Source organism: Flavobacterium sp. GSP27, assembly GCF_003970395.1.
Classification (GTDB): domain Bacteria; phylum Bacteroidota; class Bacteroidia; order Flavobacteriales; family Flavobacteriaceae; genus Flavobacterium.
The window spans coordinates 46884-64576 of sequence record NZ_RYDP01000015.1 but is presented as its reverse complement, the minus strand read 5'-3'; the positions used below and the strand labels follow the sequence as shown (position 1 = coordinate 64576).

The following is a 17693-nucleotide window of genomic DNA, read 5'->3' as shown; positions in this document are numbered from 1 at the left end:
CACGCCTTAGAAAACGCTTTTACACAAAATAGATCCAAAAGCTGTGCAGCAGTTTGTCGCAAATTGTAATTTAAACCCCTTAAGCACAAAAGAAGCTTTAAAAAACATTTGTTAGGATTAAAATAATAGTAGTTTTGCATCCCCTTTAAAAAAAATATAATGTTCAAAAAGTTGATCACCAAATTAGAAGTAATAATTGCCATAGCACAGTCTTTATTGACTCCAAAACAGTTTATATTTTTATCTGCTGTTTTAGTTGGTATCTCTTCTGCATTTGCCGTAATCGTTTTAAAAACTTTTGCCCATTGGGTTTTTTCTTTTGCCACGTATGTCAGTGGAATATTAAAATTAGGTTTTCTTAATAGTATCTTGCCTATAATTGGTATTCTGCTTACTGTTTTTGTAGTCAAAAGAGTTTTGGGAGGAACCATACAAAAAGGAACTTCGCAAATTTTATATGCTGTTGCCAAAAAAGCAAGTATTATTCCAAAAAAACAAATGTATTCCCAAATTGTTACCAGCTCACTAACAGTTGGATTAGGAGGGTCTGCAGGTCTGGAGAGCCCTATTGTTATTACAGGAGCTGCTTTTGGGTCTAATTATGCCCAAAAATATAAACTGAGTTATAAAGACCGAACGCTTCTAATCGGTTGTGGTGTTGCCGCAGGTATTGCCGCTGCTTTTAATGCGCCAATTGCGGGTGTATTATTTGCTATTGAAGTGTTATTAGTTGATGTGAGTATTGCGGCATTTACACCCATTATGATTGCAGCGGCAACAGGCGCATTAGTATCCGTCATTGCCTTGGACGAAGCCATCTTACTGTCCTTTAAGCAACAGCAAAGTTTTGATTATCACAACCTTTTTTTTTACGTACTTTTAGGCTTGTTTACCGGGTTTGTTTCCGTTTATTATTCCCGTAACTTTCAAAGGGTAGAACATTTTTTTGCCAGACTTAAATTATCGCCTTATAAAAAAGCCTTATTTGGTTCTTCTATTTTGGCCATTCTTATTTTTATTTTTCCAACACTTTTTGGAGAAGGATATGAAAGTATCAAAACATTATCCGAAAATGATCCCGGAAAATTATTGGAGAACACTTTATTCAGTAGTTTTAGAAATAATAGTTGGGCGCTTTTATTGTTTGTAGGTTGCACCATGATGATAAAGGTTTTTGCTACAGGAATAACCTTGAGTAGTGGTGGTAATGGAGGTAATTTTGCACCTTCACTATTTCTGGGGTCTTATGTTGGTTTTTTCTTTGCTAAATTTTTAAATTTAACCGGATTAACGAAACTTCCTATCAGCAATTTCACTTTGGTTGGCATGGCCGGAATATTGAGTGGCTTGTTTCATGCGCCATTGACTGCGATTTTCTTAATTGCTGAAATTACAGGAGGTTATAATTTAATGATTCCACTTATGATTGTTTCTTCTATCAGTTTTGCTATTTCAAAGCGTTTTGAAAAACATTCTATGGATGTAAAAAATCTTATTCAAAAAGGACATGCATTTACCAGCAATAAAGACACTAATGTTCTTTCCACATTAGAAACAAATTCTATTATTCAAACGGATTTTTTAACGGTCACGCCAAATGAAAATTTAGAAAAATTAGTAGATTTGATATCACATTCCAATCAAGTAATTTTTGCTGTAGTAGATCCAGAAAATCAACTTCTAGGAATGGTTCATTTTAATACTATTCGGGAAATAATATTCAATACCTATAGAGTTAAATATACTTTGGTCAAAGATATTATGATAAAACCTTTGGAAACAGTCACTCCGGATGACAGTATGGAAACCGTCATGAATAAATTTGAAAAATCTAAAGTAGCCTTTTTGCCAGTACTCAAAAACGACAAATATTATGGTTTTATTTCTAAATCTATTGCGCTTGAGGCTTACAGAACTAAACTAAAATCGATGACGATAGAATAATTTCGTAATTACTTTTAACACAAACTTCTAAAGTGTTCTATCGAAAGAATAAATCAAAATAGTAACTTTGTTTCCGAAAAATTCGGAATCTGCGAAAAATTATGTTAGACAAAGACAATACCATCGAAGTTCAAGGCGCTCGCGTTCACAACTTAAAAAATATAGATGTTTCTATTCCTCGGGAAAAACTGGTTGTAATTACCGGTCTCTCAGGTTCTGGAAAATCCTCCTTAGCTTTTGATACTATTTATGCCGAAGGGCAACGCCGTTATGTAGAAACTTTTTCGGCTTATGCACGCCAGTTTCTTGGTGGCTTGGAACGTCCCGATGTGGATAAAATTGACGGACTTTCTCCTGTAATTGCTATTGAACAAAAAACGACCAGTAAAAGTCCGCGTTCCACCGTGGGAACTATCACTGAAATTTATGATTTCCTGCGTTTGCTTTATGCTCGTGCAGCTGATGCATACAGTTACAACACCGGCGAGAAAATGGTTTCTTATTCTGATGAGCAAATCAAAGATTTGATTATTCAAGATTTTACCGGAAAGCGAATCAATATTTTAGCGCCAGTTATTCGGTCTCGCAAAGGACATTATGCGGAGCTTTTTCAACAAATTGCCAAGCAAGGTTTTCTTAAAGTTCGCGTAAACGGCGATGTATTGGATATTACTTTGGGAATGAAATTAGACCGTTATAAAACACACGACATCGAAATTGTTGTGGATCGAATGGTGATTGAAGCCACCCCAGATAACGAGAAACGTTTGTCGGAAAGCATCAATACAGCCATGCATCATGGGGAGAACGTCTTGATGGTTTTGGATCAAGATTCCAATGAAGTACGATTTTTTAGCCGGAATTTGATGTGTCCTACTACTGGAATTTCCTATCAGAATCCCGAACCCAATTTATTTTCTTTCAATTCCCCAAAAGGCGCTTGTGATCATTGCAATGGCTTAGGAACAGTCAATGAAATTAACCAAAAAAAGATTATTCCAAATCCAAAATTATCCATAAAAAATGGCGGTTTTGCGCCTTTGGGCGAATACAAGTCATCTTGGATTTTTAAGCAACTTGAAATCATAGGCGAAAAATATAGTTTCAAATTGACGGATGCCATAGAAACCATTCCGCAGGAAGCGATGGAAATGATTTTGAATGGCGGAAAAGAAAAATTCACCATCAACTCAAAAGATTTAGGCGTTGCCCGAGAATACAAAATTGATTTTGAAGGGATTTCACATTTCATAAAAAACCAACATGATGAAAGCGGCTCTACATCAATCAAGCGCTGGGCAAAGGAATTTATGGACGAAATAAAATGTCCGGTTTGTGACGGTTCCCGTTTGAAAAAAGAAGCGATGTTCTTTAAAATCAATGAAAAGAATAGTACCGAATTGTGCGATATGGATATTTCGGATCTAACGGTTTGGTTTAATGACTTAGAAAATCATTTATCCGACAAACAAAAACGCATCGCTACCGAAGTCATCAAAGAGATTAAGGATCGATTGAACTTCTTAATGAATGTAGGCTTGGATTATTTGGCTTTAAGCCGAAGCTCTAAATCACTTTCGGGTGGTGAAGCACAACGCATTCGATTAGCGACTCAAATTGGTTCGCAACTTGTAGGTGTTTTATATATCTTGGATGAGCCAAGTATTGGTTTACACCAAAGAGATAATGATAAATTGATTCATTCCCTGGAACAATTACGCGATATTGGAAACTCTGTAATTGTGGTAGAACACGATAAAGATATGATTGAACGTGCAGATTATGTAATTGATATTGGACCAAAAGCAGGAAAATACGGAGGAGAAATCATTAGCATTGGAACTCCTGCAGAAACAATGGCCTCAAATACCATTACGGCACAATATCTCAATGGGAAGATGAAAATTGAGGTTCCAGCAAAACGTCGGGAGGGAAATGGGAAATTCCTAAAACTGACCGGAGCAACCGGAAATAACTTGAAAAATGTTTCGATAGAATTGCCTTTGGGCAAAATGATTTGCGTGACTGGAGTTTCCGGAAGTGGTAAATCTACGTTAATTAATGAAACGCTCTACCCTATTTTGAACGCGTATTATTTTAATGGCGTCAAAAAACCAAAACCGTATAAAAAAATTGAAGGACTGGAACATATTGATAAAGTGATTGATATTGACCAAAGTCCGATTGGCAGAACGCCACGCTCTAATCCTGCAACTTATACCGAAGTTTTTACCGAAATCAGAAATCTGTTTACGATGACTTCTGAAAGTCTGATTCGGGGATATAAAGCCGGACGTTTTAGTTTTAATGTCAAAGGCGGACGTTGTGAAACCTGCCAAGGTTCTGGAGTGCGAACGATTGAAATGAATTTTTTACCTGATGTATATGTAGAATGTGAAACCTGCCAAGGAAAGCGTTTTAACAGAGAAACTTTGGAGATTCGATACAAAGGAAAATCCATTTCGGATGTGTTGAATATGACAGTAGATGAAGCGGTTCCGTTCTTTGAAATGATTCCGAAGATTTATAGAAAAGTAAAAACTATTCAGGATGTTGGATTAGGATATATTACCCTTGGACAACAAAGCACTACACTCTCCGGCGGTGAGGCACAGCGCATTAAGCTGGCGGGAGAATTATCTAAAAAAGATACTGGGAACACGTTTTATATTCTGGATGAACCCACAACTGGTTTGCATTTTGAAGACATTCGAGTGTTGATGGAAGTGATCAATAAACTGGTTGACAAAGGAAATACGATTTTGATTATCGAACACAATATGGACGTGATTAAACTTGCGGATTATATTATAGATATTGGTCCTGAAGGCGGAAAAGGCGGCGGACAACTCATTGCCAAAGGAACTCCGGAAGAAATTATTAAAAATAAGAAAAGCTATACGGCGCAATTCTTGAAAAAAGAATTACTTTAGTATACATAAAAAATAAAAAAATAATTTTTGGAAATTATGAATTTAAAAGAAGCGTTCAGTAGTGTCGAAAACTATTTTTCACCTAAAATAATTGGTGAAGTTAATGATCAATTTATTAAAGTGGCAAAAATCAAAGGCCAAGATTTACCATGGCATAATCATGAAAATGAAGATGAATTATTTTACATTGTAGAAGGAGAACTTTTAATGGAAATTGAAAACGAACCTAAATTCACTATGAAAAAAGGAGATTTATTTGTGGTAAAAAAAGGTATAAACCACAGAGTTTCGTCAACTGACGACTGTTTAATAATGCTGATAGAATCAAAAACTACTGAACATACTGGTAAAGTTATATCTAAAATAACAAAATCCATTGAAGAGCAAACGTATTAAATTTGCTTAGCCCTGATAGCAATGAAAATCCTTTATTGTTTTTCTTTAAAACAATAAAGATTGAAATGGATAGCAGGAAATAGCTCCAAAAAAAAGAGAAATTAAAATATATTTTTGAAAATGAGATTAGAAGATTTTGATAACGACGAAGATAGAGTAATCCAAGACCGACTGAAAAGAAAGACTTGGAACGAAATTAGGACCAATGATAGTTGGGCGATTTTTAAAATCATGGCCGAATTTGTTAATGGTTATGAGAGCATGGGACGCATAGGTCCGTGCGTAACCATTTTTGGTTCTGCCAGAACAAAGCCTGAAGACCCCTACTATTTGCTTGCTGAAAAGATTGCCTATAAAATCAGTAAGGCCGGTTATGGTGTAATCACTGGCGGTGGTCCAGGAATTATGGAGGCAGGAAACAAAGGTGCACATTTGGGTGGTGGAACATCAGTAGGATTGAATATTGAACTGCCTTTTGAGCAACATTTCAACCCATATATTGACAGTGATAAAAACCTTAATTTTGATTATTTCTTTGTTCGCAAAGTGATGTTTGTCAAATATTCTCAAGGTTTTGTAGTGATGCCGGGAGGTTTTGGAACGATGGATGAATTATTTGAAGCGATGACTTTAATACAAACCAAAAAAATTGCTCGATTCCCAATTATACTTGTTGGTTCCAGCTTTTGGGCAGGATTAATTGAATGGATAAAAACGGTTTTAGTGGAAAAAGAAGGTACAGTTCATGCCGAAGATTTGAATTTATTTAAAATTGTAGATACAGAAGATGAAGTGGTTGACGTCCTGAATGCCTTTTACAAGAAATACGATTTATCTCCAAATTTTTAAACAAAAAAAGAAGTTGCTTCAAAACAGCTTCTTTTTTTTGTTTTATTTTAAGATCCCTAGTAAGAATACTATCTAATTATAAGTACATTTATTTTTTTAATAAATCAATATCTGAATTTGAAATCATACCTTAAAATATTCTGTTACATTCTTTTTTTATTAGCTACATTGAATCAATATGCACAGCAGCACTCTACCATCTCTGTAGTGTTAAATATTGAAAAAAAGACATTGGATATTAAGCAGGAAATCATTTTTAATAATCAGTCCGATGATACGTTGACATCTATTGTTTTGAATGACTGGAATCATGCCTTTTCCAATAAAAATACGCCTTTAGCCAAACGATTTTCGGATGAATTTTATAGAGGATTTCATTTAGCCAAAGAAGAAGAGCGTGGTAGCACAATAAATTTAATTATTACAGATGCCACTCAGCAGTTTTTGTCTTGGCAAAGGACAGAGAAAAATCCTGATTATGTAGTTGTCCAATTAAAAAATCCGCTACTTCCAAACCAGAAAATCAATTTAAATCTCTCGTACATTACTAAAATCCCCAGCGAAAAATTTACAAAATTTGGTTACCACAACAATGGAACTGTAAACCTTAAAAACTGGTACCTTACTCCTGCGCGTTATGAAAACCATGCTTTTATCAAAAATAGTAATAATAATCTGGATGATATTGCCAATGCTATTTCTAACTTTGAAATTGATCTTAAAATACCCACTACTTTAGAAGCAACATCCGATTTAAACAGTGAGAAAACAACTGATAATAATGGCTTTTCAAACTACAAATTGTGGGGGAATAACAGAACTGATTTCAGTCTGATCATTGAGCCTAAATTGAATTTTGAGAGTTACAAAAACAGTTCAGTTGAAGTACTCACGGATATGAAAAGCAACAAATTAGACAACATTCAAAAAGCAATTGCAATTGACCGAATTGTGAATTTTGCAAGTAATTTGATTGGGAAATATCCTTACGAAAAAATTGTAGTTTCCCAAACGGATTATGAGAAAAATCCGTTTTATGGATTGAATCAGCTTCCCTCATTTATAAGTCCTTTTTCTGATGAATTTATTTTCGAAATTAAATTTCTAAAAGCCTATTTAAATGAATATTTAAAAAAGAGTTTACATCTGGATCCTAGAAAAGACAATTGGATTTATGATGGTATTCAAGTTTATGCGATGATGAAATATATGGATGAAAATCATCCCAAAGCTAAAATGATGGGCAGTGCATCAAACATCCGATTGCTAAAAAGTTTCAATCTGACCAATATTGACTTTAATGGACAATACAGTTATTTCTATATGTTGATGGCTCGCAAAAATCTGGATCAGCCATTAGGCGATCCAAAGAACACTTTAATAAAATTCAATGAACAAATTGCCAGTAAATACCGTGCGGGATTAAGCATTCGGTTTCTGGATGATTATTTGTTAAATGATGCTGTAAAGACCAGTATTCAACAATTTTATAAAAAAAATCAGTTGGAACAAGTATCAAGATCCGATTTTGAAATTTTATTAAAATCAAATACAACTAAAGATATCAGTTGGTTTTTTAATACAATCATTAATTCAAGAGACATCATTGATTATAAATTTTCAAGCGTCTTAAAAACCCAAGACAGTATCACTTTTTCAATTAAAAACAGAACTGGAACTCTTATTCCCATTCCAGTTTATGGTACTAAAAAAGGTCAAATTGTTTTTAAGCAATGGCTGGATATTAATGAAACCGATACTACTTTCACGATACCCAGAAATAATGCTGACAAAATTATTTTAAATCTAAAAAATGAAGTTCCAGAATATAACTTAAGAAATAACTGGAAGAAATTAGAAGGGTTTTTCCCTAATAATCGTCCTGTAAAGTTTGTTTTCATGAAAGACTTAGAGGATCCTTATTACAATCAAGTACTGTATGTTCCGTCAATATATTACAATTTATACGATGGTTTAACTCCCGGCATCAGATTGCATAACAAAACCATTCTGGAAAAGCCTTTTGTTTTTGATGTCAATCCATCTTATTCTACTAAATCAAATAACGTATCTGGTTCAGCATTTTTTGTGGTCAACCAAAATTTCAGAAACACAACGCTGTATAATGCCCGATATTCAGTAAGTGGATCCTATTTTCATTATGCACAGGATGCAGCGTATCTTAGACTAAATCCAACGGTGCAATTGCGTATCCGAGAGCCCAACTTCAGAGACAATAGGAAACAGCTTTTCTTATTCCGACAAGTAATTGTCAATAAAGAAAAAAGCATCCTGGTACTTGACAACTCCCCCGAAAATTATTCTGTTTTTGATGCGAGATATATTAATACCAAAACAGAAGTTACCAACCATTTTAATTTTACTACGGATCTACAAATTTCTGGTAAATTCGGAAAAATTACAGGTGAAATTGAATACCGAAAACTCTTTGAAAACAACCGGCAAATTAATTTACGGTTGTATGCGGGAAGTTTTTTGTATAATAAAACGCAATCCGATTTTTTCAGCTTCGCATTAGACCGGCCAACGGATTACCTTTTTGATTACAATTATTTTGGAAGGTCTGAAAGTACAGGGATTTTTAGTCAACAATATGTATTGGCCGAAGGCGGTTTTAAATCAAAAATTGCTACGCCTTATGCCAATCAATGGCTTACCAGCTTTAATGCCAGTTATAGTATCTGGAACTGGATTGAAGTATATGGTGACATTGGTTTAATCAAAAATAAAAATGTAAAAGAAAGATTTGTCTATGACAGTGGTATACGCCTAAATTTAGTCACAGATTATTTTGAATTATATTTTCCGGTCTATTCTACAAATGGATGGGAAATTGCCCAAAACAATTACAATGAAAAAATACGCTTCATCGTAACTTTTTCACCTAAAACATTAATCAATCTTTTTAATCGAAAATGGTTCTAATCCAATAAGATTCTCATTAATTATTAAACTATTCTTAGTGAATTGATTTTAAAATTACATATACTAAAAAAATAAGATGCTTTTTATTAGAATAAATTACAATAATTTAATTATATTTATTTCAATGAATTATGAATCTAGCTACTTTTTAAGTAAATTTGCACCTCAAAGTTATACTTTTCAATTATGATAAAAGAAAAAACCAATACTACATTGACATTTGAAGATTTCAAAATCGAAGTATTAAATGACTATAAAATAGCCATATTAAGCAGAGAATGCAGTCTTTTAGGACGTAAGGAAGTATTAACTGGAAAAGCTAAATTTGGGATTTTTGGAGATGGAAAAGAAGTACCACAACTGGCAATGGCGAAAGCATTCCAAAATGGAGATTTCCGTTCTGGCTACTATCGGGATCAAACGTTTATGATGGCTATTGGTGAACTTAGTATCCAACAATTTTTTGCCGGATTATATGGTCATAATGATATCGAACAAGAACCAATGTCAGCAGGAAGGCAAATGGGCGGTCACTTTGCTACCCATAGTCTAAATGAAGATGGAAGTTGGAAAAACTTAACAAAACAAAAAAACTCTAGCGCTGATATTTCCCCAACTGCCGGACAAATGCCACGTTTATTAGGACTGGCTCAAGCATCAAAAATTTACAGACAAGTCTCCGGAATACCAAATGCAGCTAATTTTTCTAATCAAGGAAATGAGATTGCCTGGGGCACCATAGGAAACGCAAGTACTTCAGAAGGCTTATTTTTTGAAACTATCAATGCAGCGGGTGTTTTACAAGTACCAATGGTAATGAGTATTTGGGATGATGAATATGGGATTTCTGTTCATGCAAGACATCAAACCACAAAAGAAAATATTTCTGAAATTTTAAAAGGATACCAAAAAGACAAAAACACAAATGGCTTTGAAATTTTAAGAGTAAAAGGGTGGGATTATGCAGACCTGATTGCCACGTATGAAAAAGCTGCCACTATAGCCCGAGAAAATCATACTCCTGTTTTGATACACGTAAATGAATTGACACAACCGCAAGGACATTCCAGTTCTGGTTCTCATGAGCGCTACAAAAATACGGACCGATTGGCCTGGGAAAAAGACTATGATTGCATCCGTCAAATGAGATTATGGATGATTGCTATCAATATTGCTTCTCCTGAAGAAATTGAAGCCATTGATACACAAGCCAAAAAAGATGTTTTAGAAGGCAAGAAAGCGGCCTGGAATGCATTTTTAGAACCCATAATTGAAGAGCAAAAAGAAATAGTCGCTCTATTACAAAAAATAGCCGAAAGCAGCAAAAACAAAGAAGCAATATTAAAACATATCGTTGATTTAAGCAGTATCAAATCTCCTTTGAAAAAGGAAATTCTGGTGACAGCCCGAAAAGTATTGCGTTTAATCCTAAATGAAAATAGCAAAACTGAACTGTCACTTTGGATAAAAACCTACACTGCTAAAACACAAAAGAATTTTAGCAGCAACTTATTTTCGGAAACGGATTTAAATGTGTTCTCTGTCAAAAAAGTTCTGCCTATTTATGCTGAAGATGCCAAGGAAGATACAGATGGACGTATGATTTTGCGGGATAATTTTGATGCAATTTTTACTAAATATCCTGAAACATTAATTTTTGGTGAGGATGCTGGAGCTATTGGTGATGTCAATCAAGGTTTAGAAGGAATGCAAGAAAAATACGGAGAACTCCGCGTTGCCGATGTAGGAATTCGTGAAGCAACCATTTTAGGTCAAGGGATTGGAATGGCTTTAAGAGGTCTTCGCCCTATTGCCGAAATTCAATATTTAGATTATTTATTGTATGCAATTCAAATCATGAGTGATGATTTAGCTACGTTGCGCTATAGAACCGTAGGAAAACAAAAAGCACCATTAATTATCCGTACTCGTGGTCATCGTTTAGAAGGCATCTGGCATTCTGGTTCTCCTATGGGAATGATTATAAATGCCATTAGAGGAATTCACGTTTTAGTTCCTAGAAACATGACTCAAGCAGCCGGTTTTTATAATAGTTTATTAGAATGTGACGAACCTGCTTTAGTCATTGAGTGCCTGAACGGTTATCGATTGAAAGAAAAAATGCCTTTAAACTATGGCGAATTTAAAACACCAATTGGAGTAGTTGAAACCTTAAAACAAGGAACAGACATTACACTCGTTTCCTATGGTTCTACTTTGCGATTAGTACAGCAAGCTGCCAAGGAACTCCTTGAAATAGGTATAGATTGCGAGATTATCGACCTACAATCTTTGCTTCCGTTTGACATTAATCAAGATGTTGTAAAAAGTATTGCTAAAACAAATCGTCTTTTAGTAATTGATGAGGATGTTCCTGGTGGTGCTTCAGCTTATGTTTTACAACAAATTATTGAGCATCAAGATGGTTATAATTATTTAGACAGCAAACCTCAAACGCTAACAGCAAAAGCACATCGACCTGCTTACGGAACAGATGGTGATTATTTCTCTAAACCTTCAATAGAAGATATTTTTGAAAAAGTGTATGGTATGATGAATGAAGTAAATCCATCAAAATATCCAAATTTATACTAAGATCCAATTCATAAATTAGAATCCCAATTGGAAACGATTGGGATTTTTTTTGATAGAAAAAATACACAAACTCATTTCTAAACAGTCATTAGATAATCCATTATTAGATTGTATATCCCATTTAACGGATAAGCATGAAAAGTTGATGACGTTTTAAAAGAAAAATTCAGCTGCTAAACTCGGTACCTATTTATAAATAAATCTTAAAATTAGGAGTTAAAAATTATACTTGTACACTCAAATTAAAAGGTTCTATCTGCTAATTAAAAGTTATAAAGCGGGCGTAAAATTTTTATACAGCCTTTTTTTATTTAAATTTAAGCTTTTTAAAACCCAATAAATGACAAAACTAGAAACTATCTTACACAACATTCAAAATGTTAAAGTTATAGATCAAACAATTGATTACAACAGCTACCTGCCATTAGATTTATCCAATACAAATGAAATCTTATCAAAACGAAATATACATACCGCAGTTGCCTTTGAAGAATATATTGAGGATTATTTAGCTCAAAATAATGCAAAAGTTGCGTTTGGAGGATATAATGAAATTAGAAATTTATACAAACGGAGTGAAATTTTTAATGACACGAAAACCGATGAAAGAAACATTCACATTGGTCTAGACTTATGGATCAAGGCAGGAACGCCAGTTCTGGCAGCATTAGACGGATTTATCCACAGCTTCAATTACAATACTGGTGTGGGTGATTATGGCCCCACTATTATTCTGGAACATAAAATAGAAAATCAAAAATTCTATACTTTATACGGTCATTTGTCCCTTGAAAGCATTAGTAACATTAATATTGGTGATGTGTACGAAAAAGGAAGTCAGCTGGCTACATTAGGCGATTCTGCTGTCAATGGTGATTATGCCCCACATTTGCATTTTCAGATTATAAAAAAAATAGCAAAAATCCTTGGTGATTATCCGGGTGTCTGCAGCAAAAATGATTTGAGCTACTATTTGAAAAATTGTCCGGATCCTAATATCCTATTAAAAATTAAATAAATCATGAAAAAAATAATTATTGTATTTAGCATTCTTTTACTTATTGGATGCAAATCAAAAACTATTGTAATTGCCCCAGAACCCGAATTTGAGAACGCTAAAATTGTGAAGCTGGACTTAACAGCAATCGATGCGGATCAAAAAGCCAAAGCGTATGAGTTAGGAAAGCGAGTTTTGATGACCTGTAATACTTCAAAATTCAAGCCTTTTAACCTCAATGAAGCCACAACGTCAGTAATAAAAAACACCACCGAAGAAAGACTGACAAAGACCTGTACGCGTTTTCGCCAATATTATGGAACTTTTATTGATCTTCAGTTAGTTGAGGTATATAAAAACAATTTTGACGGAAGTACTCTTTTCAGATACAAGGCATCATATACTAAAAAAGTAGCCAACAAGGAACTTCGAGTTACAATGAATGAAGAAAATAAAGTTTCTTCTATTAAATCATTAGATTGGGTAAATTCATTTTTGATGAAATAATTTTTTAAAAAATAGCACTGCATTTTTTCTTCAGGAATAGTTGTTGCAAAACAGAATAGAAATACTAAATTCCAAAAATAGTTTTAATGCCAATTATTTTAAAATTGCTAGAATATTACTGGTGAAAAATATTTAACGAAATTTACTAATTGTAAAAAATTAATTACTATAATTCAATTGAATATTTCGGATTAATATCCTATTAAAAATAGAATACCTTTAATTATATAACTTATAAGTTAAATTATATAATGTACCTTTATTACTAGAAGCTATTTTTGTCTAAACTGTAAAAGAAATATTTTTGAAACTATATATAAAATACATGGTAAGCAATCGCTGTAAAATTGCAGTGAAAGAAGAGCTAAAAAAACTAAACCTTCACTTTATGGTTGTCGATTTAGGAGAAGTTGAAATTATGGAAAATATTACTTTGGAGCAACGACAACAATTAAAAATTGCACTTTTAGATTCTGGACTTGAATTGATGGATGACAAAAAGTCAATGCTTATTGAAAAAATTAAAAATATAATTATCGAGATGGTGCACCATTCAACTGAAAATATTAAGATCAATTTTTCCGATTATTTGAGCCAACTCTTAAATCACGACTACACCTATTTATCTAACTTGTTTTCAGAAGTGCAGGGAACCACAATTGAACAATTTATAATTTCACATAAAACAGAACGGATCAAAGAATTAATTATTTACGGCGAATTAAATATAACTGAGATCGCTTGGAAAATGAATTACAGCAGTGTTGCCCATTTATCAAGTCAGTTCAAAAAAGTAACCGGACTTTCCCCTTCTCACTTTAAAAAATTAAAAGATAAAAGACGAAGCCCAATTGAAGAAATCGGGAATTTAAATTAGAACAATCAACACCTTATTTATCTACCTTCATAAATAAAACAGAAATCATTAAAAATCAAGAATCACAATACGCAAGAAGTTTAATAGAAGCCAGTCTGGATCCCATAATTGCAATAAATACGGAAGGGAAAATTACGGATATAAATCAAGCGACAATACATATAACGGGATTTACTCGCGATTTTTTAATTGATTCTGACTTTTTTGATTATTTTACAGAAAAACAAAAAACACAAGACATCTATCATGAAGTTCTCCAGAAAGGGGCTGTGTCTGATTTTCCGCTTACAATTCAAAATAAGAATGGCAGTTTTACGGATGTATTGTTTAATGCCTTTGTATACAAAGATAATTTAGGAACTATAATAGGCGTACTAATTGTTGCCAGAGATAGTGCAAAACAAAAATGGGCGCTAGATTTAAAAATTGCAAACAATGAACTTGCTTTTCAAAACAAGATCAAAGAAAAACGAGCGGCTGAATTAGTTATTGCCAATGAAGAATTGGCTTTTCAAAACAATGAAAAAGAAAAACGCGCGGATGAATTAGTTATTGCCAATAAGGAGCTTTTATTTCAAAGTAAAGAAAAAGAAAAACGAGAAATTGTAAATAAAAAACTAGAGGAACTTACGTACAACGCAAAATTAGCGTATCAGTATTCACTCAGTTTAATTGAAGCGAGTCGTGATCCATTGGTTACAATTAATACCAAAGGAAAAATTACTGACATGAATGAAGCCTTAGTAAATATCACAGGAATCCCTCGAGAAGAACTTACTGATTCTGATTTTTTTGATTATTTTACGGAACAACAAAACGCAAGAGAAGTATATCAGGAAGTATTTGAGAAAGGATCTGTTGCAGATTCACCACTTACACTACGGCATAAAGACGGCAAACTAACGGATGTATTATTCAACGGATCCGTATACAAAGATGACAAAGGAAACATCCTTGGTGTAGTAATTGTTGCCAGAGATGTTACTGAGCAAAAAAGAATTGCGACAGAGTTGATTGAGGCCAGAGTTTTTGCTGAGTTAACTACAGAAATTGCTGAAAAAGCTAAAAAAAATGCTGAAAGCGCCACTATTATAGCAGAGAATGCCGTAAAAGCAAAACAACAATTCTTATCAAATATGAGTCACGAAATACGTACCCCAATGAATGCCATCATTGGATTTACAAAAGTGGTTTTGAAAACAGAATTGACACCCAAACAAAAAGAATACATCAGTGCGATTAAGATGAGTGGTGATGCCCTAATTGTGCTGATCAACGACATACTCGATCTAGCAAAAGTTGACGCAGGAAAGATGACATTTGAAAAAAAACCTTTCAAAATGAAATCATCCATATCAGCTATGCTGCATTTATTTGAAACAAAAATTCAAGAAAAAAACTTACGATTAATAAAGCAATACGATAGTAAAATACCAAATGTACTTGTGGGAGACCCGGTGCGTTTGCATCAGATTATTTTAAACCTCGTGAGCAATGCCGTAAAGTTTACATCAAAAGGAAACATTACAGTAAGCGTACATTTGATACATGAAGACGAAGATCGAGTCATTATTGAATTTGCCGTTACTGATACCGGAATTGGTATCCCAGAAGAAAAAATAGACAAAATATTTGAAAATTTTCAACAAGCTTCCAGTGGAACTTCACGATTGTACGGAGGAACGGGACTAGGTCTGGCAATTGTCAAACAGCTGATAGAGCCACAAGGCGGGACTATAAGGGTAAGAAGTACCCTAAATGAAGGTTCTACATTTAGTTTTACTTTAAGTTTTCAGAAAACAAATGCCGATGTTGAATTAGAAAATGAGTTAATCGAATTAGATACCGAAATCAAGAATATTAAAGTCTTAGTAGTTGAAGATATTCCGCTCAATCAATTGCTAATGAAGACATTATTAGACGATTTTGGATTTGAGTGCGATATTGCCGAAAACGGGAAAATAGCTATCGAAAAACTAAAAGCGAAAGAGTACGACATTATTCTAATGGATTTACAAATGCCAGAGATGAACGGATTTGAAGCTACAGAGTATATCCGTAAGAAAATGAATTCAAAAGTCCCAATTATTGCTTTAACTGCTGATGTCACCACAGTTGATTTAGCTAAATGCAAATCGGTAGGAATGAATGACCACCTTGCAAAACCAGTTGATGAAAGACTGCTGTACAGCAAAATTGTTGGAATATTAAAAAAACCAAAACTGGAAAAACTGAGTGAAAAACTTAATAACGGTTTAAAGGAAAACAATAGTAAAGAGAAAAAAATAAAATGTATTGATTTGATTTATTTGAATCAAAAAACAAAATCAAATCCAACCTTAATGATGGAAATGATATCCCTGTATTTAGTACAAACACCGCCTTTAATGAATACTATAAAGCAAAGTTTAGAGGACAAAAACTGGAAATTATTAGGCGCTGCTGCTCATAAAATGATCCCTTCATTTGCCATAATGGGTATTAACAGTGATTTTGAAAATATGGCAAAAAAAATTCAGAACTTTGCAATTACACAAGATCAATCAGAGGGAATATATGATTTAGTATTACAACTAGAAAAAATTTGTCTGCAAGCCTGTATTGAACTAGAGGAAGAACTTAATATAATTAAAAACACATAATAGTGAAAAACGAAAATAAAATAAAAATCTTCTTAGTAGATGATGATGCATTATTTTTAAAATCTTTAGAAATTGAATTTACCACAAATACTGATTTTATCGTTGAAACCTTCTCTACCGGTGAACACTGCTTGGCAAATATATCCAATAATCCAGATGTGATCATTTTAGATTACCAACTTGATGGTATTGAGAAAAATGCCATAAACGGAATTAAAACTTTAGATCAAATTAAAGCTTTCAATCCAGATATTCCAGTGATCATGTTGTCCTCACAGGATAAGATTGAAATTGCAGTAAACTGTATGCATCACAAAGCATTTGATTATGTAGTAAAAAGTGAAACTGCCTTTATTCGGTTAAATAAAAATATCAAAACTATTTTTAAATATCAAAAAATGACAAAGGAATTGAATTGGTTCATGGATAGAATGTGATACTAAATCCCTTTTTTTAAGTGTGAATGATGTAACTTTTATAGACAATTATATAACACTCGTAAAGTCTAATCGGAATACATTTGTATTGTAATACCATTATTTACAGCTGTTTGAAGATATTTTTATTTTGTGTATTTGTTTCTAATTAGACTTTCACGAGAAATTACTAAAACTATAGCAATCCATTTAAAAAAAAGAAATATGAATCTTAAAAGAATCTTTGGAACTGTACTTACTTTTCTTGGAATTAGCGGTCTAATCTATACTGCGGTATTATTTTCTAGTGCCTCAGACGATATGAGTGACATTAAATCCCTCCTTATTTATGGCATATTAGGTGCCGTATTTTTCGCTTCAGGTATTAGTCTGATTCGTACAACAAAAGATGAATAATAAAATATCTTCACTCTGCACAACTGTCAAAACAACACTCCATAAATAGAACGGAATTATCTTATAATTTAAATTGTTTTATACCAAATTGACAACTCTATAGCTGTACTTTAAAAGCCATTTGCTCAAGCACACCCACTGGAACTGTTTAATTTCTTGAGTGAGGATGAACAT

At 33.4% G+C, this 17693-nt stretch carries 12 protein-coding genes; all 12 read left to right on the top strand.

The window, feature by feature from the left end; all coding sequences use genetic code 11:
* The first annotated feature begins 159 nt into the window (after nt 1–159).
* The 12 genes from EKM05_RS12525 to EKM05_RS12470 all read left to right on the top strand — a co-directional run bounded on the left by EKM05_RS12525 (nt 160) and on the right by EKM05_RS12470 (nt 17519).
* Nucleotides 160–1944, top strand: a complete 1785-nt coding sequence (locus EKM05_RS12525) for a chloride channel protein (protein ID WP_126454883.1) — start codon at nt 160–162, stop codon at nt 1942–1944.
* A gap of 101 nt (nt 1945–2045) precedes the next feature.
* Nucleotides 2046–4877, top strand: a complete 2832-nt coding sequence (gene uvrA, locus EKM05_RS12520; RefSeq protein ID WP_126555773.1) for an excinuclease ABC subunit UvrA — start codon at nt 2046–2048, stop codon at nt 4875–4877.
* A 36-nt stretch (nt 4878–4913) separates the two neighbouring features.
* Nucleotides 4914–5273 (top strand): cupin domain-containing protein, encoded by a 360-nt coding sequence (locus tag EKM05_RS12515; RefSeq protein WP_126459837.1) that lies wholly within the window; start codon nt 4914–4916, stop codon nt 5271–5273.
* A gap of 120 nt (nt 5274–5393) precedes the next feature.
* Nucleotides 5394–6122, top strand: a complete 729-nt coding sequence (locus EKM05_RS12510) for a TIGR00730 family Rossman fold protein (protein ID WP_126459840.1) — start codon at nt 5394–5396, stop codon at nt 6120–6122.
* Between the two features lie 198 nt (nt 6123–6320).
* Nucleotides 6321–9068, top strand: a complete 2748-nt coding sequence (locus EKM05_RS12505; RefSeq protein ID WP_126555821.1) for an aminopeptidase — start codon at nt 6321–6323, stop codon at nt 9066–9068.
* 186 nt (nt 9069–9254) lie between these two features.
* The gene (locus EKM05_RS12500; protein WP_126459843.1) at nt 9255–11663 is read left to right on the top strand and encodes a thiamine pyrophosphate-dependent enzyme; all 2409 of its coding nucleotides are present in this window, start codon (nt 9255–9257) and stop codon (nt 11661–11663) included.
* Nucleotides 11664–12003: 340 nt separating this feature from the next.
* Complete coding sequence (locus EKM05_RS12495; protein ID WP_126459846.1) at nt 12004–12681, top strand: peptidoglycan DD-metalloendopeptidase family protein; 678 nt, start codon at nt 12004–12006, stop codon at nt 12679–12681.
* Nucleotides 12682–12684: 3 nt separating this feature from the next.
* Nucleotides 12685–13167, top strand: a complete 483-nt coding sequence (locus tag EKM05_RS12490) for a hypothetical protein (protein ID WP_126555770.1) — start codon at nt 12685–12687, stop codon at nt 13165–13167.
* Between the two features lie 325 nt (nt 13168–13492).
* Nucleotides 13493–14044 (top strand): AraC family transcriptional regulator, encoded by a 552-nt coding sequence (locus EKM05_RS12485; protein ID WP_126460145.1) that lies wholly within the window; start codon nt 13493–13495, stop codon nt 14042–14044.
* Nucleotides 14045–14073: 29 nt separating this feature from the next.
* On the top strand, nt 14074–16686 hold the full coding sequence (locus EKM05_RS12480; protein ID WP_126555767.1) for an ATP-binding protein: 2613 nt from the start codon (nt 14074–14076) through the stop codon (nt 16684–16686).
* A 2-nt stretch (nt 16687–16688) separates the two neighbouring features.
* Nucleotides 16689–17123, top strand: a complete 435-nt coding sequence (locus EKM05_RS12475; protein ID WP_126459855.1) for a response regulator — start codon at nt 16689–16691, stop codon at nt 17121–17123.
* 204 nt (nt 17124–17327) lie between these two features.
* Nucleotides 17328–17519 (top strand): hypothetical protein, encoded by a 192-nt coding sequence (locus EKM05_RS12470; protein ID WP_126555764.1) that lies wholly within the window; start codon nt 17328–17330, stop codon nt 17517–17519.
* Nucleotides 17520–17693 lie beyond the last annotated feature (174 nt).